A 22,254-nucleotide genomic window follows, 5' to 3' on the forward strand; every position below is an offset into this window, starting at 1 on the left:
TCCGCCAGAAGGAGACCAGACAGTGAAACTCTACTACAAGCCCGGCGCCTGTTCGCTGGCCAGCCATATTGCCCTTTATGAAACCGGCGCGGCATTTCAGATCGAGGCCGTCGATACCGATACCGGCCGCACCGCGACCGGGGCGGATTTCCGGGCCATCAACCCCAAGGGCTATGTGCCCGCGCTGGAACTTGCCGGGGGTCAGATCCTGACCGAAGGTGCCGCCGTGCTGCAATGGATCGCCGATCGGCATCCGGGTGCGGGCCTTGCACCGGATGCCGGAACACTCGATCGCGCCCGCCTGCACGAGGCGCTGAACTGGATCGCGTCCGAGTTGCACAAGGCCTTTGGCCCGCTGTTCCGCGCTGCTGCCACGGATGAAGATCGCGCGACTGCCCGCATCAATGTAGCGGCAAAGTTTGACCGGGCCGATGACTTGCTTGCCGATGGCCGCGACTGGCTGGTGGCGGGGCGGTTTACTGTCGCGGATGCCTATCTTTTTGCGGTGGTGAACTGGGCGAATTTCACCGGTATTGATCTTGCGCGCTGGCCTGCCCTTGCCGCCCATGTCGCGCGGGTCGCGGCGCGGCCCTCGGCGCAAAAAGCGATGACGGCGGAGGGGTTGATCCAATGACCCCCGCCGATCACAGCGATATCACCACGCTGATACAAAGCTATTTCGAAGGCCTGCATCAGGCCGACAGCACGATGCTGCGCAAGGTCTTTCATCCGCGGCTCGCCTATGTCTGCGCGACCGAAGGCGATGAACTTTATCTCGACCTCGACACCTATATGACCCGCGTCGACGCCCGCGAGCCACCGGCAAAACGGGGCGACCCGAGGGATGAGGCGATCCTTGAGATCACCTTCGGCAGCAACCGCATCGCCCGCGTCACCGCGCGGATGAGCATGATGGGGCGCGACTACCTCGATTTCCTGACCCTGGTGCCGCATGATGGTCAATGGCGCATCGTCACCAAGGTTTTCACATATCTGCCGCGGAAGGACTGAGCCATGCCCTATGTAAATATCAAGATCACCCGCGAAGGCGGGCCGGACGGCAAAGGCCCCTCTGCCGATGACAAGGCAAAGCTGATCGCCGGAGTGACCGACCTTCTCCAGACGGTTTTGGGCAAGAACCCGGCCACCACATTCGTCGTCATCGACGAGGTGGCGCTGGAGGATTGGGGGGTCGGTGGCCTGCCGGTCGAAGATTACCGGGCGCGGCAATGAAAACCCGGCTGACAGAGGTTTTCGGCCTCTCGCTGCCGGTGATACAGGCTCCCATGGCCTTTGTCGCCGGTGGTGCGCTGGCGGCTGCGGTCTCGCGGGCGGGTGGGTTGGGGCTGATCGGTGGCGGCTATGGCGATGCTGCCTGGATTGAGGCGCAGTTCGATATCGCGGGTGATACGCCGGTCGGCTGCGGCCTGATCTCATTCGCGGTTCAGGACCGGCCCCAGCTGCTGGATCAGGTGCTGAAGCACAGACCCCGGGCGTTGTTTCTGTCCTTTGCCGATCCGGCGCCGTTTCTTGCCCCGGCCCGCGCGGCCGGGGTTCCGGTCATCTGTCAGGTCCAGACCTTTCGCGATGCCTGCCACGCGCTGGATCTTGGCGTCGATATCGTCGTAGCGCAGGGCGGTGATGCGGGTGGGCATGGGCAGAGCCGCGGCACCATGGCCTTTGTGCCCGAGGTGGCGGACGAAATCGCGCGGCGCGGCAGCGACACGCTTTTATGCGCGGCCGGAGGCATTGCTGATGCAAGGGGCGTCCTCGCCGCGCTTGCGCTTGGGGCCGATGGAGCGGTGATCGGCACGCGGTTCTGGGCAACGCAGGAGGCGCTTGTCGACCCACGGCTGGTAGGCCCCACGCTGGCCCACGGCGGCGATGACACCATCCGCACCCGTGTCGTCGATACGGTCCGGCGGATCGACTGGCCCGGGCGCTATTCCGGGCGGGTTCTGCGCAGCCCTTTCGTCGAACGCTGGCACAGCGATGACGCCGGGCTGCGGCAGAACCTGCCGGTGCAGGAAAAGCTGTGGCAGGCCGCTGTCGCAAGGGCGGACACCTCGGTTGTCGCCCCTTTCGTCGGAGAAGCCGTCGGCCTGATACGGTCTGCGGAAGCTGCGGCTGATGTGATCGCACATATCAGGGCCGATCTTCAGAAAGGCCTTCGCCATTCTCCGGACATCACATGATCGGGCTGAGCAAACCGGGGAAGCCGGATTGATGTCCCGATGAATGATCGACCCGGGATCGCCGTCACGCGCGAATAGCATCGTTTCAGGCAAGGGGCCTGATGGCAACCGGGTCCGCCTTTAGCCGCCACGCATGATGCGGGCGGCCAGGGGTGGCGCCAGACGGTCCAGCAGGCTCAGGATGCGGGTCTTGCCGATCCAAATCACGTCAAGGTCCCGCTCAAGTCCGGCCGTAACAGCCACCGCCGCGCTTTCGGCGGTCAGCTTGCGGCCCGGGCGACCGGCCGTCATCGGGGTATCGACATAGGCCATCACCACATCGACCAGCCGGATGCCGGGGGCAGCCACCTGACAGCGCAGACGCAGCCCGCGGGTCAGACTGCGCAGCCCGGCTTTGGTGGCACAATAGACTGGGGCTGTCCGCTTTGGCGCGATGGCCAGACCCGACGAGATATTGACCACGACCGCCCCCGGCTGGCCCGCCAGGACCGGCATCAGCCCCAGAGTCAGGATTGCGGGTGCGGCAAGGTTCAGCGCCACTTCGTCGCGCAGCGCGTCTGCCAGCCCTGAATCGCCAAGGCCTACAGGTGGCATGTTCACCTGAACCCCGGCGTTGTTGACCAGTATCGCCAGATCGGGCCAGCGTCGCCCGACTTCGGCTACAAGCCGGTCCTGATCATCCGGCCGGGCCAGATCGACGCCAATCGCCTCGGCCCCCGGCAGCGTGGCAGCCACCGCCTCGGCCCGCGCGGCATCGCGGCCGGTCACGACGACCCGCACGCCCCGTGCTGCCAGCACCTGCGCCAGTGCAAGGCCGATCCCTGACGTGCCACCGGTGATCAGCGCGCGCCGTCCTTCAAGCCGCATGATTGCCCTCACGGCTGATCTGCCAGACCGAGGCCGGCGGGACGTTGCGGAAAGTATGGCCTCTGTGGCGGGCACACAGTCCCAGCCGGGCCAGAACGGACTGCGGCACCGGACAGCGCAGCCCATAGGTGAACTGGTAAAGTGACGCGCCGGGACGCATCCACAAAAAGCTGCCCCTCAGAATGCTGAAGACCTGCGCGCGCGGCATCGACAGCAGCGGCAGGCCGCTGACCGCCGCACCGTGCCGGGCCTGCAAGCCGGGCAACAGCCGGTGCAGCCGGGTGGCATCCATCACATGGATGGCAGCATGCGGATACCGGCGCTTCAGAAGGTCGATGAATTCGGCCCCGGCCTCGATCAGGGTCAGATCGGATTCGGCAACGCCCCGTTGCAGCAGCCGCCGGGTGAATACGCCGGTCCCCGGCCCCAGCTCCAGCACCGGGCCCGTGCTGTGGTCAATGTCCGCAGTGATAAGATCGGCGAGGCCAGCCCCCGAGGGCAGGACCGAGGCCACACGCAGCGGCGCGCCCATCCAGGCGCGAAGGAAAAGCAGGCTATCCGTCATGATGTTCGTTGCTCGCAAAGGGATCGCTTCATAATGTGAGCGAACACTCGCATCAGAAACTCGCATTCGATGACCCGCCACAACCCACCCCTGGACCCAAGGAAACAGCCGCGCCAGTCACGTTCAAAGGCGACGGTGGCGGCGATTTTCGAAGCCGCGGCTCACATTCTGGAGCGACAGGGGCTGGCCGGTTTCACGACGAATGCCGTGGCTGAGCGCGCAGGCGTCAGCATCGGCAGCCTCTATCAATACTTCCCGTCCCGAGACGCGATTCTGGCCGCGCTGATCCGCGACCAGCGTGAGGCGCTTCTGGCGGCGCTGACAGCCGCCGATACGCCCCCGCAGCCCGATCTGGCGCGATTTTTACCCGCGATGATCAGGGCGGCTGTCCGCCATTGGCAGGCCCGGCCCGGTCTTGTCCGCAGTCTGGCCTATGCCGAAGCCTTCCTGCCGATGGAAGCGGAAACCCTGAAGTTGAAGCAGCGCATTCTGGGTGTTCTTGCGGGCGCCCTGACCCGCCACGCAGTGCCGGAGCCACTTGAGGCCGCCCGGGACCTTGCCGCCCTGACCCGCGGGATGGCCGACGCGACAGGCCTGTTCGGTCCCAGCGATCCGGCAACCCTTGAAGCCCGGATCCTGAGGGCCGTCCGCGGCTATCTGGGACAGGAACCGGCATTGCAACCGGGGAATCCGGCGGCGCAGGCCTGATCCTCCGAGCCCGCCCGTCGATCATGACCGGTCCCAGGGTGACGCCGGACGTGCAACTCTTACGCTGTGACGGCACCCGGGAACGCGTTGGCGCCTGTCAGGACCTTTGGGCCCGGCACTGAGCCAAAGGCACCCTCCCCCCGCCGATTGGCGGACTGCCATGGTCAAGAATGCGCCTTCGCATCGGATGGACGGCCACGACAAGATCGCAGCCGCCTGTCCGATCCGTTTCGGGACGATCCGTGAACCTCTCCATCATGGCGCGCCCTGCCGCGCCGCGCGATCAGCAGGGCACGGCTGCCGTCTTTCCAAAGCTGTTCCGCCCTTTAGAAAGCTGCCATCCTGCCGGCCCACCGGGGGAACGGGCGGCGCATCAGATGGCAGGGCGCCAGTTCGGGCGGCTTCAGTTCAGGCCCAGATTCCCGCGCAGCGTGTCATGGGCGTAATCATGGTGATAGATGCCCCGGCGCTGCAGCTCGGGGATCAGATAGTCGGTGACCGCTGACAGCCCGAGATCATATTTCAGCGTGAAGGCCAGCAGGTTGAACCCGTCTGCCCCGCCCCGCTCATAGCGGTCCTGCAACTGGTCGGCGATGTTCTCGACCGAACCGATGGGAAACCAGTGGCCCGCCCCGCTGGAATGGTAAATCACCAGATCGCGCACGGTGCAGACCTTGCCGCTTTCGATCAGCTTGCGGAACACGCCAAAGCGCGACTGCCGGCCCTGCACATTCGCGGTCTGGGGCAGGTCGTCCAGCGGGATCGGCGCGTCCAGATCCAGCCCTTCAAAGTCGATGCCGCCGAACTGCCCGGCCAGCGACTGACGGCCTTCGTCATAGTCGATGGACTCGATCAGCTTCTCCCAGTGCCGGTGCGCCTCTTCATCGGTCGAACCGATCACCGGCGCCACGCCGGGCAGCACCTTGATCTGGTCGGCCCTCCGCCCATACCGTTCGGCGCGCGTCTTGTAATCGCGCAGCACTCTGATCGAGGGTTCCAGCTCGGTCAGGCCGGTGGTGAAGATCAGATCGGCAACACGGGCGCCAAGGTCCGTGCCCGCCGGAGAAGACCCGGCCTGCGCCAGAATGGGGCGGTCCTGCGGGCTGCGCGACAGGTTCAGCGGCCCCTGCACGGCATAGTGTTTGCCGCGCCAGTCGATGCGATGCACCTTTTCCGCGGCGACAAACTGGCGGCCCTGCTTGTCGTAGTAGACGGCATCGCTCTCCCAGCTTTCCCACAGCGCACGGACCACGGCAGCAAACTCTGCGGCGATCTCATACCGTTCGTCATGGGCGGGAAGTTCCTTTCCGAAGTTCCGCTCTCCTGCCGAGGAGGTGACGAGGTTCCACCCCGCCCGCCCGTTGGAAATGTGATCCAGCGACAGGATCTGCCGGGCCAGATTGTAAGGCTCGGTAAACGTGGTCGAGACCGAGGCGACCAGCCCGATCTTCGAGGTCTGCGTCGCCAGTGCGCTGAGCAGCGTCACCGGCTCCAGCCCCGGTTTGGGCGCCTTCTCGCTGGCGGTCAGGGCATCGGCCAGAAAGATCGTGTGGATCTTGCCCGCCTCGGCCTGCTGCGCCTGCTGGATATAGGTCGAGATGTCGATCAGATTGTCGTTCTTCGGCTGGGTCCCCGGCTTGCGGGACTGGCCCGTGCCTCCCAGCAACAGGCCAAGGACGAAGCCTGCGCCCCGCTCACTGCGGCGATTGCCCCATTTTTCAGTCATGTCGGATACTCGGGTTCTGTGAATTTCAGGCGAACTGCCCGATGGCAACCCTTGCGGGCGGCCGGGGTGTCAGATGCGTGGGGGCTTCGGCGGGCCCCTCATGGCGGGGATGCACCTGGACGAAGCCGCGATGAGCCGACAGTTCGACCTCAACGTCATAGACGGTGCGGATCAAGTCGGGCGCGTAGACCTCGGCCGGGCGCCCTGCGGCCAGAACGCGGCCGCCGTGCAGGAAGATGACCCGGTCAGTGAAGCGCGCGGCCTGATTCAGATCGTGAATCGAGACGATGATCGCCACGTTCCGCTCGCGCGCGATCTGGCGCAGCACCGTCAGTGTCTGCCACTGATAGCGGATGTCCAGCGCGCTGGTGGGCTCATCCAGCAGCAGAATCTTCGGATCCTGCGCCAGCGCCCGGGCAATCAGAACGCGCTGTCCCTGTCCGCCCGAAAGCTCGGTCACGGCGCGCTCGCCCATCTGATCCAGCCCGACAAGGCGCATCGCGGAATCCACATGCTGCCAGTCCTCATCGCGCGGATGGGTGCCGAAATAGGGGGTGCGGCCCAGAAGCACGGCCTCGCGAATGTCCAGCGCGAAGGACAGCCCGATGGATTGCGGCACATAGGCAACGATCCGCGCCAGATCGCGCCGCGGCAGCGAGGGCAGGTCCACCCCGCCCTCCCATGTGATCGACCCGCCGCTGTGCCGGTTGATCCCGGCGATGGCCTTGATCAGGGTAGATTTCCCGGCGCCGTTTGAACCGAGCAACCCCACGACCTCGCCCGGGGCGACCTGAAAGCTGGCGTCATGGATGATGGTCTTCTTGCCGTATCCGGCGGTGAGAGAGGAGATGCGGAGGGTCATTCGATCGCCTTCTGACGGGTGAGGATGAGGTAGAGGAAGATCGGCGCACCGACGAGTGCGTCGATGATGCCGACGGGGATGACCCCGGGCGCGATGACCAACCGGCCAAGCGCATCCGACACCACAAGCAGAAGCGCGCCGGTCAGAGCCGAAAACGGGATCAGGAAACGGTGGTTCGACCCCACGACCAGCCGCGCGATATGCGGCGCGACAAGCCCGACGAAACCGATGATCCCGGTGAAGGCGATGGTCACGGCGGTCAGCGTGGCGGCGATGGCAATCGCCTCCAGCCGGACACGGGACACCGCGACGCCAAGGCTTTTCGCGGGATCGTCGCCGGCAAAGGCGATGGCGTTGATCGCCCCGCTGCGGTAGCGGATATAGGGAAAGACCAGCGCCAAGAGGACGGCCAGCACCAGCACCTGATACCAGACAGAGTTGTTCACCGAACCCCATGTCCAGCGGACGATGGCGGCCAGCACCTCATCTTCGGCGAAATACTGGATGCAGGCGGTCAACGCCCCGAACAGCTGCGACAGCGCGATGCCGACAAGGATCAGCGTCGTGGCGTTCAGGTTGCGGCTGGCGGCCAGCGTCAGGACCACCGCCGTGTTCAGGAAGGCGAAGGCCAGCGCGCCGATCACCAGCGGCAGGGCAGAGCCTGAGGCGCTGCCCCCGAACAGGACGATGGCGATCGACGCGCCAAAGGCCGCGGCGGGCGCGATGCCCAAGGTATAGGGGCTGACCAGCGGATTGCGCAGCAGCCCCTGAAACAGCGTGCCCGCAATGGCCAGCGCCGCACCGCCAAGGATCGCCAGCGCCACCCGGGGCACACGCAGGCCCCAGATGATATTGTAAAGCTGCAATTCGGCCCGGTCGGTGGGCAGATTGCCGGTCAGACGCGCCCAGATGGCGTCGATGACATTCAGGAAATCGGCGCCGGAGGTGCCGATGCGGATTCCCAGGATGGCAGCCAGCGCCAGCGTGACCAGCCCCAGAAGGATGGCCGCGTTCTGAAAGGCATAGCGTTCCCGCCCCGGCACGGCCGGGGTCTGGGCTATCGGGTCTGTGGGCGTGGAAATCGCCATAGGGTCGGACTTTCAGGTTTCGGGATCGGCCATTCAGCCGATGCGATGGATATATTCGGCGACCGGACGCGCCTTGACGCCCTGCAGCTCGACCCAAGGGGCGAAAAGGGTGTCCAGATCGACATCGGCGAACTTCTCGGGGTGCAGCCACGTGGCCAAGGCAAGGGCGCCGTATTGCTTGCCCAGAGCCGAATAGAAGAAGTTGTTGACCACGTAGATCTGGCGGTCCGTCACCGCCCTGACGGTGTTCCAGCCCGGCCGCTCGGCGATCCGCAGCGCCTGCGCCTCGGCGTCCTCCTGTCCCCAGCTTTGATAGCCCGGAACCTGACCATCGACGCCGATATGGACGATGACATCCGGATCGCGGCTGATGATCTCGACCGGGTCCACGGTATATTGATGGACCGAGGCGCTGCCACTGTCGCTGATGCTGACATCGGCAAAGATGTTCTCGCCGCCACCCAGAATGATAGTGTCGTGCCAGCCCGACCCGGGGACCGAGGTAACGAAATCGGCGTTATTTTCGAAATAGACCCGCTTTGGGGTCACATCCTTCAGGCGTTCGGTCAGCAGCGCCTCGATCCCGTCATAAAGCTCTGCCAGACGGGCCGCGCCTTCTTCCTTGCCGAAGATCAGCCCGATGTTCGGCAGTTGTGCCCGCAGGACCTTGGGGTCCCATGCGCTGGCCACCACCACCTTGATTCCGAAGGGTTCCAGCTTCTGGACCGCATCCTGCCAGGGAGAGTTGCGGCGCGCGAAAAAGACCTCCGCGCCCGAGCTGACGATGGTTTCCCAGTTCGGCTCATTGTAATTGCCCGCATCCGGCAGCCCGGCAAGATTGGCGAAATATTCGCGGTTGGGTTCGGATTTGTCGGGGTTGGAGGATTGGTCGATCGCCACGATGGTATCCAGCGCGCCGATGGCCCGGGTGATTTCGGTCTGATACCACAAATCCGGATACACCGCCTGAATGGGCGTCTTCAGCGTGACCTCGCGCCCCAGTTCATCGGTGATCGTCACCTCTGGGCGGGTGTCCTCCTGCGCATGCAGCCGGTTCGCGGGCAGCAGCCATCCGGCGGCCAGCGCCGACCCGCCCAACGTCAGAAGCGCGCGTCTGCTGATCGGTGCCGCCGTGGTGTCTCTGAGAGTCATGATTTGTCGATCCTTCGGTCCGCCTCGGGGGGCAGAGTGTTTCATGCGGTGAAAATCTGTCCCGTCACGGTGCCGCGGCGCAGCCGTGGAACAGGTCAGCTTGGGGTGGAGTTTGCGGCGGATTTCGCTTTCGCGGAAGCCGCCCGCATTCCAAAGCGGACCCCGCCGGGAGACGGTTTCTTGCGGTTTGCAGCCGGGTGGGGGAACGGTGTGCCCGGTGCGCCTGACCACACCATTCCGGGGGGTGTCGTCGCGACGTGACAGGCGCTGGACGCACAAGACCTCAGGTTATCTGCAAAAGCGCCACCATTGCGCTGCTGATGCTCTGAAAACCCGCGCCATCCTGCGCGCGGGTTTCGTAGTGGTACGCCCATCCTGCCCGAAGGATCGGGCACCGCCCGGCCTCATCGCAAAGGGTCAAGGGTGCTTGCAGACCTGTCTGATGCGGCGGGTGGGCGCGGCTGTGCTGCGCGGGATCTTCGGGACGTGAACGACACTCATCACAAGAATGCCGGGACCAGAGCGCCAACGGCGCCGCAACAGGATATCGACTGCGGCACGGAAGATGCTGCGGCCGCCCGAAAGATCACTCTCCGCCGGTCCTCAGCCCCGTTCACGCAGATAGAGATAAAGCGGCAGGGCGAGGGAGAGGCCGACAAAGAAACTTGCGGGAAGAACCAGCCACCAGCGGCTGACATTGCGTTCCGCCGCATCCCGCCATGACCATACCCAGAATATGAGGATCGTGATCAGCACATCCGCCGAGAAGCCTCCGGCCGCGCCGTTCACAAAAAGCGACTGCAGAAACAGCGGAATATCGGGCCCGTGCTGCGCGAAAAATGCGCCGAAGAACAACCAAGGTACCAAGGTGCCGAAAACAGCCATGACCAGATAGAAATTCTTGACGTTCATATGCCTTACCGTCTCACAGCACATCTGCTGCCTGCTGCAGCCATTTGGGGCGGGCTATACCGGTTGCCGCAGCGTCATGCATCAGCCATTCCTTTCGCAGATGCCGCCTATCGGCCTCAAACAGGGCCGGAAAGTGACAGGGGTCGAATATGTCGCAGCTGTCAGGGGTGAGCCAGCCCGGCCAGCAAGGCCCCGTCATGCCCCTAACGATCGTCCCGATACGCCAAGACGTGCTTCGTCAGCGATCTGCCGAACCGGCTTTCATCCAGACCGTTCTGAGGGGGGCGGAAATAGCGGCTGCGGGCTGCGCCGTGCAGGATGGCCACAGCCGGACCATATCAAAGGCTTTGCCCGGCCGTTCCCGGCAATCCCAAATGCCCGTCCTGTCACCGAAGGGGCCGGATCAGAACCAGCCTTCCTTGCGCGCCATCAATGCGGCTTGCGTCCGGTTCTTTGCGCCCAGCTTGCGCAGGATGTTCTTCATATGCAGCTTGATGGCCGGTTCGCTCAGCTCCATGCTGCGGGCGATTTCCTTGTTGGCCTTCCCCTCGACCAGCGCCGCCAGCACCTCGCGCTCGCGCGGGCTCAGGGGGTGATCCGCGGCCGGGGCGGGTTGGGCCATAAGATCCGGCGGAATATAGGGCGTGCCGCTGTGCATCAGACGCACGGCAAGGATCATCGCGGGACCGGCCAGCGATTTGGGGATGAAACCGATCGCGCCCTGCGCCACCGCATTCTGCACGATCTGGGCATCGGAACTGCCCGAAATCAGCGCCACCCGTCCGCGACCGGCGCAGGCCTGCACCGCACGCATGCCGGCGAGCCCGTCCATGCCCGGCATGTTGATGTCGAGGATGATCAGGTCAAAAGGCGGGCGGCTGCCCATCAGCCCCAGCGCCCCGGCAATATCATGCGCGGTTTCGACCTCGATATCGGCCTCGGACCGCAGCAGCATCGAGATCCCGTCGCGCAACAGCCCGTGGTCGTCGGCGAGCAAGATCCGCATCGGTCCCCCTCTTTCTTCTGTCCGCCGCCCCGGAACCACCCGGATTTCACGACGGATCATGATCGCACCCTATCCTTCCGGATAGGGGGGCAGATCCTTTTTCCCGGTGTCCACATCCGTGGAAATCATTCACCATTGTCATGTCGATCCATCCGGAGCCATTTATGTCGCCTGACATGCCGCGCCGCAAGTTTGGCCTGATTGCAGCCACGCTTCTTCTGCTGTGCCCGGCGCTTGCCGGGGCCGGAACCCTGCCCGAGCCGACGGGTCCCGTGATCCTGACGGTCAGTGGCGGGATCGGCAACACCAATGCCCCCGGGGTGGCCCGGTTCGACCTTGATATGCTCCGGTCCCTCGGAACGCGGGAGATCAGCACTTCGACGATCTGGACCCAAGGCACGCAGGATTTTGTCGGGGTTCCGATGGAGGCCGTGCTGGCGGCTGTCGATGCCAAGGGCGCGACCATCGCCGCCCGGGCCGTAAACGATTATGAGGTTCTGATCCCGGTTGAGGCATGGGACCAGAATGGCCCGATCCTTGCGTTCGAACGGAACGGCAAACTGATGTCGGTGCGGGAAAAGGGGCCGCTCTGGGTGGTCTATCCCTATGATTCCTCTGTCGATCTGCAGACCGAGGTGATCTATTCCCGCAGCATCTGGCAACTTGACCGCATTGAGATACAACCCTGATGCAGCCCCGCCATGGATGACAAACCCGCCATAGGCCGCTTTTTGCGCACCCAGCTGTTCGTGCTGGCGGTGGCGCTGTGCATTGGCGGGCTGGCGGTTCTGGGCAAATCGGTGATCGAGCAGATGCGCGGGCTGGAGACCGCGAATTCGGACAATCTGCAATGGACGCTGACACAGACCAGCGTCGAATATCTCAACCTCCAGATTGCTCTGGATGAGGTTGTCGACGGCCAGCCACAAGACGCGCCTGCCGCGCGCGCGCGGCTGCGAGAGCGGTTCGATGTGCTTTACAGCCGGCTGGATATTCTGGCCTCCGGTCCGGTCTATGCCGCGCTGCTGGAAGACCCCGGCTTTGCGCAGAATTTCCATCTGGTCAAAGCCCTGATGGAAGAGATGGTGCCGATCATCGACCTGCCCGATGACCAGATGATGCTGCGTCTGGACGAATTGTCGGGTCTGGTCCGCCGCGCCGATCTGCCGGTGCGGGAATTGTCGCTGAAGGGGCTGGCACGGTTTTCAACGATTTCGGACCAGCGGCGGCAGGCGGTGACCGAACTTCTGGTGCGTCTGGCCGCGTTGACCCTGGCCCTGCTGCTGCTGATTTCGCTGATGGCCTTCACCCTGCTGCGGCTGTACCGGAAAAGCGAATCCCGCGCCAAGGTACTGCGCGAAACCAGCCTGCGGCTTGAGACCATCATCGGCTCGTCACTGGACGGGGTGATCGTGTTTGACCGGCAGGGCAAGGTTCTGGACTGGAACGGCGCGGCAAGCCGTATCTTCGGCATACCCCAGCAAACCGCCCCGGGCCGCGCCTTCTTTGAGGAAATCCTGCCGGAAGACGGGCGCGAGGCGCAGCTGGAGCGTATCCGTGACTATTACTATGACCGTTCGATCGACGGCCGGGGGCCGGAACGCCTGACGCTGCGGGCGCGCCGTCCGGATGGCCAGATCTTTGCGCTTGAACTGGCCATCGCCACCGCCCGCGATGCGACCGGTGCGATCAACGTGGCCTTTGCGCGGGATATCGACGCCCGCCTTCAGGCCGAGGCCGATCTGAAAGAGGCCCGCGACCGGGCCGTCGCGGGTCAGCGCGCCAAGGCGCATTTCCTTGCCGTCATGAGCCATGAGATGCGCACGCCGCTGAACGGTCTGCTGGGGGCCTTGTCGCTCTTGCGTGAAACCGCGCTCCAGGCCGACCAGATCAGCCTGCTTGAGACCATGGACATTTCGGGCCGGCTGCTGCTTCGTCATGTGAATGACGTTCTGGACGTGACTCAGTTTGAGACAGGGCAGGTGCAACCCGATCTGCATGACTTCGATCCCGGTCAACTGGTGGCCGATGTGATCGCCAGCACAACGGCGCTTGCCTCTGCGCGGGGCAACCGCCTGCACTGGCAATGGTGCAGCGCGCCGGTCGACCGGATGCGGGGCGATGCGCCGCGGATCATGCAGATCCTGCTGAATCTGGTCAGCAACGCGATCAAGTTCACCGAGCATGGCGATATCGCGGTCGAGCTGCGCGTTGGTCCCACCGCGAATGCGGCCGGGCAGCTGCCAGTTGAATTCCGCGTCATCGACACCGGCATCGGCATCGCGCCGGAAGACCACGCGCGCATCTTCGAAGATTTCGCCACCGTCGACTCCTCTTATGGACGGGCGTCCGGCGGCACTGGTCTGGGTCTGGGGATCGCCCGCAGGCTGGCGGCGCTGCTGGGCGGCTCGCTCGGGCTGAGCAGCGAGCCGGGTGCCGGCAGCACCTTCTGGCTGCAACTGGATCTGGCCCCGGCTGACCCCGCATCGGCGGTCGAGGCGGCATCCGTCGGCGCCCCCGTCTCCCATGCTCCGCAGCGCCAGCTCTCGGTGCTCCTGGTCGAGGACAACGAGATCAACCGCGTGATCCTGCGCCGCATGATCGAGGCGGCGGGCCACCTGACTGCCGAGGCGGTCAACGGCAAGGAAGGGGTCGATCTGGCCGCACTGCGCCGGTTTGACCTGATCCTCATGGACATTTCCATGCCTGTGATGGACGGGCGCGAAGCAACGCGGCTGATCCGGACAGGCCACGGCCCATCGCGGGCATCGCCGATCATCGGCGTGACCGCCCATGCGATGCCCGAAGAGATTGCAGAGTTTCTGGCCTGCGGCATGGACGAGTGTCTGCAGAAGCCGATTGAACGCGACCGCCTGATCCGGCTGCTGGACCAGACCGCCGCGGCTGCGGCTCAGGCGGACGGGTCAGATCCCGCACCGGCCGAAGTCACGGTGAATTCAAGCTCTGTCGCCGCTTTGCGCGACACGATCGGCGCCGCACAAGTCAGCGCCTTGGTCGAGCGGTTTGTGACCGAGACGGACCAGACCCTGACCCGGATTGCGGATCCGGATGCGGGCCCGCGCGAAGACAGCGTTCTGGCGGCCGAACTGCATCGCTGCGCGGGTGCCGCCGGCTTTCTGGGCGCGGCCGACCTGCAGGCGGTGATCCGCGACTTCGAGGCCGATTTCAAGAAGGGTCAGCCCGGTGCGCTGGACCGCGCGCGGCCGGTGCTGCAATCCGTTTGGGCCCGCACCCGGGCCGAACTGCGGGCCGCCATCGCCCCCGGCACGGCATCATAAGGCCCAGACGCGACAGCGGCGCCTCCGCAATCAAGGGTTGATCAGAATGGCCGCCGGCTTGCCCTTCTGTTGCCATTTTCCGGCGTCAGACAAGGCCCGGGGGTTGCAGAATGTGACCGTCCGGACGGACCGGGGCTCCGTTCATGACACAGGACGGCGCGGGGATGCGGGTTCATGCGGGTGATTGTTGCCGATGACGATGCGCTGCAGCGCAAGTTCACCTCGGCGGTGCTGACGAAACTGGGACACGAGGCGCTGGAGGTTCCGGACGGCCTTTCCGCGCTGCGGGCCGTGCGCGAAACCGATGCCGCCGCCATCATCTGTGACATCAACATGCCCGGCATGGACGGATTGCAGGTCGCCCGCGAGGTCCGGGCGCTGAACCTGCCGCGCTATGTGCATTTCATCATCGTGACCGGGCGCGACCATCTGGAAAACCGCCGCGCCGCGCTGGAGGCCGGGGTCGACGATTTCATGGCCAAACCCTTCGACTTTGCCACGATGACCGCGCGGCTGCGCGCGGCCGAACGTCTGGCCGCCCATGAATCCGTGCTGTCCGAGCGCAACCGCACCCTGCAGCTCGCCAAGGAGCGGATCGAATCCGACCTTCAGGCGGCCGCGCGCGCGCAGCACCGCCTGTTGCCCCCTGCCATCGGACGGTCCGGCCCCTGCGAGGTGCATTCCGCCTTTCGCCCCTCCTCCATCGTCTCGGGCGACATGTTCAACTACTTCGATCTGCCCGGAAACCGGATGGGGTTCTATGTCATCGACGTGGCGGGGCACGGCATCAATGCGGCCCTACTGTCGGTGTCGCTGAGCCATCTGATCACACCGGAGTATTTCGCCTCGCTTGGGATTGCCCCCGACGGGCAGCCCGATCCGGCGGCGCTGGTGGCGGCGCTGAACAGGCGCTTTCTGCATGACGACGGCGATGAATATTTCACGATGTTCTGCGGCGTGATCGACTTTGACGCTTCCCGACTGTGCTATTGTCAGGCGGGATACACGACGCCCATGCATCTCTCGGCTGAGGGTCGGCTGACGCAGATCGGCAATGGCGGCTTTCCGGTGGCGCTTTGGCCACGGGCCGATTTCGTCAACGAGACAGCCTCATTCGCGCGGGGGGACCGGCTGCTTCTGTGTTCGGACGGCGCCTGCGAGGCCGAGAATCCGGCGGGAGAGCCCTTCGGACAGGACCGGCTGGAAGCTGTCTTCCGCACCGCGGCCGAAGCCGAAGTCACGCCGCTGCTGCTCTCTGCGCTGGAGGCTTGGCGCGCCGGTGCGCCGCTGGAAGATGACCTGACAATCCTGACACTGAAAAGGAACCCCGCCCCATGATCAAGACCTCGCAGCCCGCGCCGGGGATCACCGTTGTCGAACCCCAGTTCGACCGGCTGACCGCAGCCAATGCCAACGGGTTCAAGACCGCCCTGACCGAACTGGTCGAGGCGGGTCACAATTTGCTGGTCATCGACTTTGCCCCGGTCAGCTTTGTCGACAGTTCGGGGGTGGGGGCGCTTGTCGGCCTGCTGAAACGGGTCGGCAACCGGGGCGAAATCGCCCTTTGCGGCCTGAACGAAAGCGTGCTGCAACTGTTCAGGATCACGCGGATGGACCGGGTCTTCTCGCTGCAGCCTGACACCGCACGGGCCATCAGCGCATTGCAAAGCTGATGACACGGCTGGCCGATATCACGATGGCCGTCGATCTGGAGGCGGTTGATCCGGCGCTGGCACAGCTGGTTGCCGCCGCCGCCCCCCATCTGTCGGCCACCAAGCTGATCGGGTTCGAATTATCGGTGATCGAGGCGCTGACCAATCTGGTGCGCCATGGCGGCACACGGCCTGAAGGGGCCTTGGCCGAGGTGCGGATTGAAAGCGACGGGCGGGAAATCCGCGTCATCATCCGCGATGCAACCGGACAGCCGGTCGATGCCGCATTGTATGACACCCCGCCCGACCCCGATCCCGATCCGCTGGCCGAGGGCGGTCGCGGATTGCACATCATGCACAGCTGCTCGGACCGGCTGCTCTTCCGGCGCGAGGACGGGGCGAATGTCCTGACACTGGCCTACCGGATCGGAGAGCCGGACTGATGCCGCGGCGCCTTCCCATGCGCAGCCAGCTGACAAACGGCCTGTTGCCGTTTCTGGCCGGACTGGCGCTTACCGGGGTGATGTTGCTGACCGTTCCCGCGCTTTGGCGGGTCAGCGAGGGCACCATCGCGGTGGAGGATCGCCACCAGATGACCGGCCTTCAGGTGGCCTACAATGACGTGATGGCCGATGCGCTTGGCCTTGCGTCGGCGCAGCCGGAACACTCCGCTGCCTTTGAGGCCAGCCTTGCGCAGTTTCGCGCGGATGTGAAGCAGGTGCTGGACAATCCGCACCTGCGGTCGGAGCTGCCTGATTTCGGCGCACAGCTTGTCCTTGCCAGCGAGGCGCTGGACCGCCGCGCCGCCGCGCAGGATACCGCCGGTGCGGTGGCTGTTCTGGCCGCATTCGGCCCGCATCTGGGGGCCTATCAGGTCGCCTTTGACGACCTGACAGAAAAGGCCGCGGCAAAATCCAGCGCGCGCCTGTCGCAGATCGTCCGCGTCATCGTCATCGTCTCCGGCGCGCTGCTGTCGCTTTCGGTCGTAGCCAGCCTGTCCTTTCTGGCCCGCAGCCGTGGGGCGCACCGGCAAAGCCGTCTCTTGACTGCCACAGTCGCCGAACTGGCCGAAGCGCAAAGGATTTCGCGTCTGGGCACGATCTCGTGGGATTTCGTGACGGATGAAGTGCGCTATTCCGATCAGGTGGCCGAGATCTACGGGCTGGAACCGGGAGAAATGCTGTCGGGGCGCGACTTTACGGCATTGCTGCTGCCTGAGGACACCGAACGGGTGATCCTCAGCGAAAAGCGGGCGCTGGCACGTTCGGCCCTGACCGGCCGCCCCGAAATCCGCGAGATCAGCCACCGTATCCGGCGCAGCGACGGCCGGGTCGTCGACATCTGGGCACGTTCGGAAATCAGTGCCGCAGCGGATGGTTCGCCACGGCGGATGGTCTCGACCGTGCGCGACATCACCGAGGAAGAGGCGCAGCGCCGCACGCTGGCGGAAAGCGAACGGTCACTTGCACTGGCGCAGCGCATCTCGCGGCTGGGACGGTTCCGTCATCTGGTGCGCGAGGACAAGGTCTGGTGGTCGGACGAGATGTATCAGCTGCTGGGTTACCCCCCCGAGGGAGGGCCTGTCGCACCGCGCGAGATGATACATGAGGATGACCGTTCAGCGGTTGCCGCCGCCCTGCGCCGCATGAACGAAGCCGCCGGACCGCAAAGCGAGCGGACGGTGACGCTGACCTTCCGCATGCGGCACCGCAACGGCGATGTGCATCATTTCCGCTGTGCGGCGGCCATGACCTATGATGCGAACGGTGCACAGGAAGAGATGACCGGTACGCTGATCGACATTACGGATCAGGTCCATCAGGAAGAGCGATTGCAGGAGGCTTTGCGTGAGGCGCATCGCGCCAACAACGCAAAATCCGACTTTCTGGCCGTGATGAGCCATGAGCTGCGCACACCGCTGAACGGCATTCTGGGCATGCTGGGCGGGCTGGAGGCCGCATCCCTACCGCCCGGTCCGCGGGAGCAGGTGAAAATCGCGCGCGGCAGTGCCAATGCCCTTCTGGAAATCCTGAACGACATTCTTGACATGTCCAAGATCGAGGCCGGCAAGCTGGAGACCGAGGCCGCGCCGTTTCAGGTCTTTGACATGGTGCGCAGCCTGCGGCAGCTTTACGCCTACCGCGTCGAGGAGAAGGGGCTGTCCTTCGATCTTCAGATCGGACCCGAAGTCCCGGCCTGGGTTTCGGCCGACGCCCCGCGCATTCTGCAGATCCTGTCTAATCTGATCAGCAATGCGATCAAGTTCACGCCTGCCGGTTCTGTCACGCTGCGGGTGACGGCCCTGCCCGACCCGGACGATGCGGAAGAGGTGCGCCTGCAATTCGCGGTGACCGATACCGGCATCGGCATTCCGCTGGAAAAGCAGAAGCACGTCTTCGAACGCTTCAACCAGCTGGACCTGAGCTATAACCGGCGCTTCGGCGGCACCGGGCTTGGTCTGTCGATCTGCCGCAGCCTGACCGAAATCATGCGGGGCGACCTGACCTTCAACAGCATTCCGGGCTATGGGTCGACCTTCACCCTGACCGTACCCTGCGCCTCTGTCGCGACGCCCCCGCAGCGCGAAGCGGTCGCCCCGCCCGAGGATCTGCGCCGGATGCGGGTGCTGGTCGTCGATGACAACCGGGTCAATCAGGTGGTGGCGCGTCAGCTGCTGGCGCGGCTGGGTCAGGATTGCGAAGTTGCGAACGACGGGCTTGAGGCGGTCGAAGCTGCCAGTGCGACAGCCTTTGACCTGATCCTGATGGATTTGTCGATGCCACGCATGGATGGCTATCAGGCACTGGCGCGGATCCGGGCGCTTGATGGTGCGCAGGGCCGGCTGCCCGTCGTCGCGCTGACCGGACATGCCGGCGAGGCCGAGCGGACCGCCTGCCGCAATGCCGGATTTGACGGGGTTCTGATCAAGCCCCTGATGGCAGAGGCCCTGCGCGCCGAGCTTGCGAAAATTCCCGACACCGAAAGGCCCGTGCTGCCCGCCAACCAGCCCCCTCTCAATACGCCCACCCTCAGCCTGCCTGCCGACGACGCGCCGCCACTCCCCCCTGCCGCAGCCGATCCCGCCCCTGCACAGCATGCGCGCGAACTGGCCAGTGGCCTTGCCAATCTGACCGCAACTCTGGGCGAAGATCTGTTGCTGACCCTGCTGGAGGCCGCCCTGTCCGATATTGCCCGCTATCTGGACAATCTGGACAGCTGCCGCGCCCGGACCCAGGGCGACCGGGACACCCTGCGCGCCACCTTCCATTCGGTCGTGGGTCTGGCGGGCAATCTGGGCTGTGTCTCACTTGCCCGCGAAGCGCTGGAACTGGAACAGATCAGTGCCGTCATTTTGCCACAACCCGCCCGTATCAACCTTTTGGAAAGTGTACTTCACCTTCTGGTAGAACGACTTACCGAGGTGAGAGCCCAACTCCTTCTGCCAGGGGCGACGACAGGATGACGGAACTCGGGTCAAAGGCCAGAACCTATGTGGTCGGCGCGGGGCTTGCGCTTCTGGGCTTGGGCGGCGCCCTTTATCTGGGCGCGCAGGCCAGCGGTCCCGGCCTGGCCGAAGTTCCCGCAACCGCGGCGTTCGACGCATCGGTCCCGTTCGGCCGTCATGGCCCCCTGACAGAACGGGAACGGCAGATGGCCGAAGTCGCCTGGGCCTTTTTCGTCAATTCCTATCAGGAAAAGACCGGGCTGGCGAATGCCGTCGGCAGCTACCCCTCTACCACGATGTGGGACACCGCCTCCTATCTCAGCGGGCTGGTCTCAGCCTATGAGCTGGGCATCATCGACAAACGCGAATTCGACAGCCGCGCCACCAAGATCATCGCCACGCTGCGCAACCTGAACCTGTTCCGCGGCGAACTGCCGAACAAGGTCTACAATACCGAGACCGGCGAGAAGGTGGATTACACCAACAAGCCCGGCGAGGTGGGTTATTCCGCGCTGGACATCGGGCGGTTGCTGATCTGGCTGCGGATCATGAAAGAGCGCTATCCCTATCTGGCGGGCAGCATCGACAATGTCGTGCTGCGCTGGAACTTCTGCAATGTCATCGGCGAAGACGGGCGCATGAACGGTGCGCTTGTCAGTGGCGACAAGAAGGTGACCTATGTGCAGGAAGGCCGTCTCGGCTATGAAGAATATGCCGCCAAGGGCTTTCAGCTCTGGGGTTTCAGCACCGATGCGGCCTCGTCCCCCGATCCCTATGATTTCGTGCGCATCCTTGATGTCGATGTGCCGGTGGACGGCCGCGATCCGCGCATCTTCAAGAACCAGAACTACGCGCTGAGCGAGGGCTATCTGCTTGAGGGGATCGAACTGAACTGGGATCTGGTCGGGGATCGCAGCAACCAGCCGGGCATCGCCTCGGACGGCTGGCGCGCCGATTTCGCCGACCGCATCTATGAGGTGCAGGAGCGGCGCTTTGCCACGACCGGCATCCTGACCGCGCGGTCCGAGCATCAGGTCGAAGGCGCCCCCTATTTCGTCTACGACGCAATCTTTGCAGATGGCTACAACTGGAACACGCTGGATCCGTCCGGCGTCTATCAGCCCGACCGCGCCGCCGTGGCCACCAAGGCCGCCATGGGCATGTGGGCGCTGTGGGACACGCCCTATACCCAGCTTCTGTTCGACTATGTCGCCGATCAATACGATCCCGATAAGGGGTTCTACGAAGGCGTCTATGAAAACGGCAACGGGGCGATCCCGCTGGCTTCGGCCAACAACAACGGGATCCTGCTGGCCACATTGCTGTACAAGGTGCAGGGCCCCCTGCTGCGGTATGAGAACCCCTTTACCCAGGTCTGGGATACCGCCAATGCGGGGACGGACCTGCGCGCCAACAAATGTCACCCCAAGATCATCTCCGGACCACAGCCGCATGAGCCTCTGCCGGACCCCGGCAATTGCCCGGCAGGCCTGCCGCCGGCCGAGGGGCAGGCCGGGTTCCGCTATTGCCGCCCGGCACCCCGGCCCCTTCCCCCCGAACCAGCCGCATCCTTGCCGTCCTGCACGGCAGCCAATCCGGCCTGTCCCGCCGATGAGGCCACGCCATGAGCGCATCCCCGAAACCGCGGATGGTCTGGTTTGACGCGAACCGCGTCTGCGCCGCCATGGGGGTGGTGCTGATCCACAGCACGACCGATTTCTCGGGCAGTGCCTTTCCCAAGGTCACACCGGATGAGCGTCTGGTCCCGGTCATCCTGCGCTCGATCGCCGAATTTTCCGGTTCGGAGATGTTCTTCACCTTCTCGCTGTTCCTGATCGCGATGAAGCTGGACCGGCGGCGGCTGGAATACCGCCCTGCCATCGCCGAACAGGCCCGGCGGCTGCTGGTTCCGTTCGCCGTCTGGACGCTGTTCTACATCTTCTTCCGGCTGGTGAAGGCCGATGCCTTCCATTACGGCGACCATATCCGCGACGAGATCGGCGTCTGGCAGAACTGGCTGGGCTATTTCCTGCTGGGCGAAGCGCAGTATCACATGCACTTCCTGCCGACGCTGTTCCTGCTGTTCCTGTTCTACCCGGTGATGAAGCTTGCCATGCGCTATCCGATCCTCGGCCTGTCGCTCTTTGCGACGCTTGGGGTGATGCATTACGTGCAGGGTTTCATCTGGGGCCTGCCGGTGACCGATCTGGTGCGTGACGGCCTGATCCGCGCCACCAAGGTGCTGGGCTATGTCGGCTATGGCATGGCGGCTTTTGCGCTTTACGGTCTGTGGAAAGACGGCATTCCGCGCGGCGAATCCCATCTGATCCGGCGTGGTGCGCTGTTCTTTGCCCTGACAGCCTATGTCGCCACGCTGCCCTTCTATGGCAGCGCCCTCATGAGCGGCACCTGGGGCGCCCGCGACGGGTGGAGCTTTTACGGCCATTTCCTGATGCCGCTGTTCATGTTCTGCCTGTTCATGGGCCTGCAATACGGGGAGTGGAGCCCGCGCTGGTCCCGTCTGGCGCGCTACACCTTCGGCGTTTATCTGGCGCATCCCATGATGGTCGACCTCTATGATGTGGCGGTCTACCGTTCCGGCCTTGACCTCTCGCCCGCGGCACTGGTCATCCTGCGGTTTGCAGTGGTGCTGCCGGTGACCTTCGGTTTTGTCGTGCTTCTGTCCCGGCTCAAGGCCACGGCCTGGACCATCGGCCTTGGTCCGGCGCCCTGGGAATGGCGCCGGGCGGGCGCCAGCGCCGCCTCGGGGGAGTAAG

Annotated in this window: 21 protein-coding genes; 13 read left to right on the forward strand and 8 right to left on the reverse strand. The window is 64.6% G+C overall.

The genetic code is table 11. The features are described from left to right. The first annotated feature begins 22 nt into the window (after positions 1 to 22). From gstA to ACO2Q5_RS07875, 4 genes are read left to right on the forward strand one after another with little or no spacing between them, the layout of a single operon-like run. Positions 23 to 634 (forward strand): glutathione transferase GstA, encoded by a 612-nt coding sequence (gene gstA / locus ACO2Q5_RS07860; protein WP_423289650.1) that lies wholly within the window; start codon positions 23 to 25, stop codon positions 632 to 634. After that, on the forward strand, positions 631 to 1,011 hold the full coding sequence (locus ACO2Q5_RS07865; protein WP_423289652.1) for a nuclear transport factor 2 family protein: 381 nt from the start codon (positions 631 to 633) through the stop codon (positions 1,009 to 1,011). The genes gstA and ACO2Q5_RS07865 overlap by 4 nt, the downstream gene beginning before the upstream one ends. Before the next feature lie 3 nt (positions 1,012 to 1,014). Beyond that, positions 1,015 to 1,233 carry a tautomerase family protein gene (locus tag ACO2Q5_RS07870; protein ID WP_423289654.1) on the forward strand — a complete coding sequence of 73 codons (219 nt, stop codon included), beginning with the start codon at positions 1,015 to 1,017 and terminating at the stop codon, positions 1,231 to 1,233. Beyond that, positions 1,230 to 2,195: an NAD(P)H-dependent flavin oxidoreductase gene (locus ACO2Q5_RS07875; protein ID WP_423289656.1), complete on the forward strand. Its 966-nt coding sequence runs from the start codon at positions 1,230 to 1,232 to the stop codon at positions 2,193 to 2,195. Before ACO2Q5_RS07870 ends, ACO2Q5_RS07875 begins: the two co-directional genes overlap by 4 nt. Positions 2,196 to 2,315: 120 nt before the next feature. Here the strand turns inward: ACO2Q5_RS07875 and ACO2Q5_RS07880 are convergent, their stop codons facing one another. Continuing rightward, on the reverse strand, positions 2,316 to 3,062 hold the full coding sequence (locus ACO2Q5_RS07880) for an SDR family NAD(P)-dependent oxidoreductase (protein ID WP_423289658.1): 747 nt from the start codon (positions 3,060 to 3,062) through the stop codon (positions 2,316 to 2,318). Continuing rightward, positions 3,052 to 3,627 carry a class I SAM-dependent methyltransferase gene (locus ACO2Q5_RS07885; RefSeq protein WP_423289660.1) on the reverse strand — a complete coding sequence of 192 codons (576 nt, stop codon included), beginning with the start codon at positions 3,625 to 3,627 and terminating at the stop codon, positions 3,052 to 3,054. The genes ACO2Q5_RS07880 and ACO2Q5_RS07885 overlap by 11 nt, the downstream gene beginning before the upstream one ends. Positions 3,628 to 3,696: 69 nt before the next feature. Here ACO2Q5_RS07885 and ACO2Q5_RS07890 point away from each other — a divergent pair, with 69 nt between their 5' ends. After that, positions 3,697 to 4,335: a TetR/AcrR family transcriptional regulator gene (locus tag ACO2Q5_RS07890; protein WP_423289662.1), complete on the forward strand. Its 639-nt coding sequence runs from the start codon at positions 3,697 to 3,699 to the stop codon at positions 4,333 to 4,335. 403 nt (positions 4,336 to 4,738) lie between these two features. On the opposite strand, the gene ACO2Q5_RS07895 is transcribed toward ACO2Q5_RS07890, so the two are convergent. From ACO2Q5_RS07895 to ACO2Q5_RS07920, 6 genes are all read right to left on the reverse strand, one after another. Further along, a complete protein-coding gene (locus ACO2Q5_RS07895) occupies positions 4,739 to 6,061 on the reverse strand; it encodes an NtaA/DmoA family FMN-dependent monooxygenase (RefSeq protein WP_423289664.1) in 1,323 nt (440 codons plus the stop codon). Positions 6,062 to 6,086: 25 nt separating this feature from the next. Further along, complete coding sequence (locus ACO2Q5_RS07900; RefSeq protein WP_423289666.1) at positions 6,087 to 6,923, reverse strand: ABC transporter ATP-binding protein; 837 nt, start codon at positions 6,921 to 6,923, stop codon at positions 6,087 to 6,089. Then, on the reverse strand, positions 6,920 to 8,011 hold the full coding sequence (locus ACO2Q5_RS07905) for a FecCD family ABC transporter permease (RefSeq protein WP_423289668.1): 1,092 nt from the start codon (positions 8,009 to 8,011) through the stop codon (positions 6,920 to 6,922). Before ACO2Q5_RS07905 ends, ACO2Q5_RS07900 begins: the two co-directional genes overlap by 4 nt. A 33-nt stretch (positions 8,012 to 8,044) precedes the next feature. Then, a complete protein-coding gene (locus ACO2Q5_RS07910) occupies positions 8,045 to 9,163 on the reverse strand; it encodes an ABC transporter substrate-binding protein (RefSeq protein WP_423289670.1) in 1,119 nt (372 codons plus the stop codon). Between the two features lie 603 nt (positions 9,164 to 9,766). Further along, a complete protein-coding gene (locus ACO2Q5_RS07915; RefSeq protein WP_423289672.1) occupies positions 9,767 to 10,075 on the reverse strand; it encodes a DUF2834 domain-containing protein in 309 nt (102 codons plus the stop codon). A 403-nt stretch (positions 10,076 to 10,478) separates the two neighbouring features. After that, a complete protein-coding gene (locus ACO2Q5_RS07920; RefSeq protein ID WP_423289674.1) occupies positions 10,479 to 11,081 on the reverse strand; it encodes a LuxR C-terminal-related transcriptional regulator in 603 nt (200 codons plus the stop codon). A 164-nt stretch (positions 11,082 to 11,245) separates the two neighbouring features. On the opposite strand from ACO2Q5_RS07920, the gene ACO2Q5_RS07925 reads away from it, so the two are divergent. From ACO2Q5_RS07925 to ACO2Q5_RS07960, 8 genes are all read left to right on the forward strand, one after another. Continuing rightward, positions 11,246 to 11,770: an oxidoreductase gene (locus ACO2Q5_RS07925; RefSeq protein ID WP_423289676.1), complete on the forward strand. Its 525-nt coding sequence runs from the start codon at positions 11,246 to 11,248 to the stop codon at positions 11,768 to 11,770. A 12-nt stretch (positions 11,771 to 11,782) separates the two neighbouring features. Continuing rightward, complete coding sequence (locus ACO2Q5_RS07930) at positions 11,783 to 14,380, forward strand: ATP-binding protein (protein WP_423289678.1); 2,598 nt, start codon at positions 11,783 to 11,785, stop codon at positions 14,378 to 14,380. Positions 14,381 to 14,554: 174 nt separating this feature from the next. Next, positions 14,555 to 15,718 (forward strand): PP2C family protein-serine/threonine phosphatase, encoded by a 1,164-nt coding sequence (locus tag ACO2Q5_RS07935; RefSeq protein WP_423289680.1) that lies wholly within the window; start codon positions 14,555 to 14,557, stop codon positions 15,716 to 15,718. After that, complete coding sequence (locus ACO2Q5_RS07940; RefSeq protein ID WP_423289682.1) at positions 15,715 to 16,053, forward strand: STAS domain-containing protein; 339 nt, start codon at positions 15,715 to 15,717, stop codon at positions 16,051 to 16,053. The genes ACO2Q5_RS07935 and ACO2Q5_RS07940 overlap by 4 nt, the downstream gene beginning before the upstream one ends. Continuing rightward, on the forward strand, positions 16,053 to 16,475 hold the full coding sequence (locus ACO2Q5_RS07945) for an ATP-binding protein (protein ID WP_423289684.1): 423 nt from the start codon (positions 16,053 to 16,055) through the stop codon (positions 16,473 to 16,475). The genes ACO2Q5_RS07940 and ACO2Q5_RS07945 overlap by 1 nt, the downstream gene beginning before the upstream one ends. After that, positions 16,475 to 19,495, forward strand: coding sequence for an ATP-binding protein (locus ACO2Q5_RS07950; RefSeq protein ID WP_423289686.1), 3,021 nt, complete (start codon positions 16,475 to 16,477; stop codon positions 19,493 to 19,495). The genes ACO2Q5_RS07945 and ACO2Q5_RS07950 overlap by 1 nt, the downstream gene beginning before the upstream one ends. Further along, a complete protein-coding gene (locus ACO2Q5_RS07955; protein ID WP_423289688.1) occupies positions 19,492 to 21,105 on the forward strand; it encodes a DUF3131 domain-containing protein in 1,614 nt (537 codons plus the stop codon). Before ACO2Q5_RS07950 ends, ACO2Q5_RS07955 begins: the two co-directional genes overlap by 4 nt. Next, positions 21,102 to 22,253 carry an acyltransferase gene (locus tag ACO2Q5_RS07960; protein ID WP_423289690.1) on the forward strand — a complete coding sequence of 384 codons (1,152 nt, stop codon included), beginning with the start codon at positions 21,102 to 21,104 and terminating at the stop codon, positions 22,251 to 22,253. Before ACO2Q5_RS07955 ends, ACO2Q5_RS07960 begins: the two co-directional genes overlap by 4 nt. The last annotated feature ends 1 nt before the right edge of the window (position 22,254 follow it).

The organism is Neotabrizicola sp. VNH66, assembly GCF_049445895.1.
GTDB lineage: Bacteria > Pseudomonadota > Alphaproteobacteria > Rhodobacterales > Rhodobacteraceae > Pseudogemmobacter.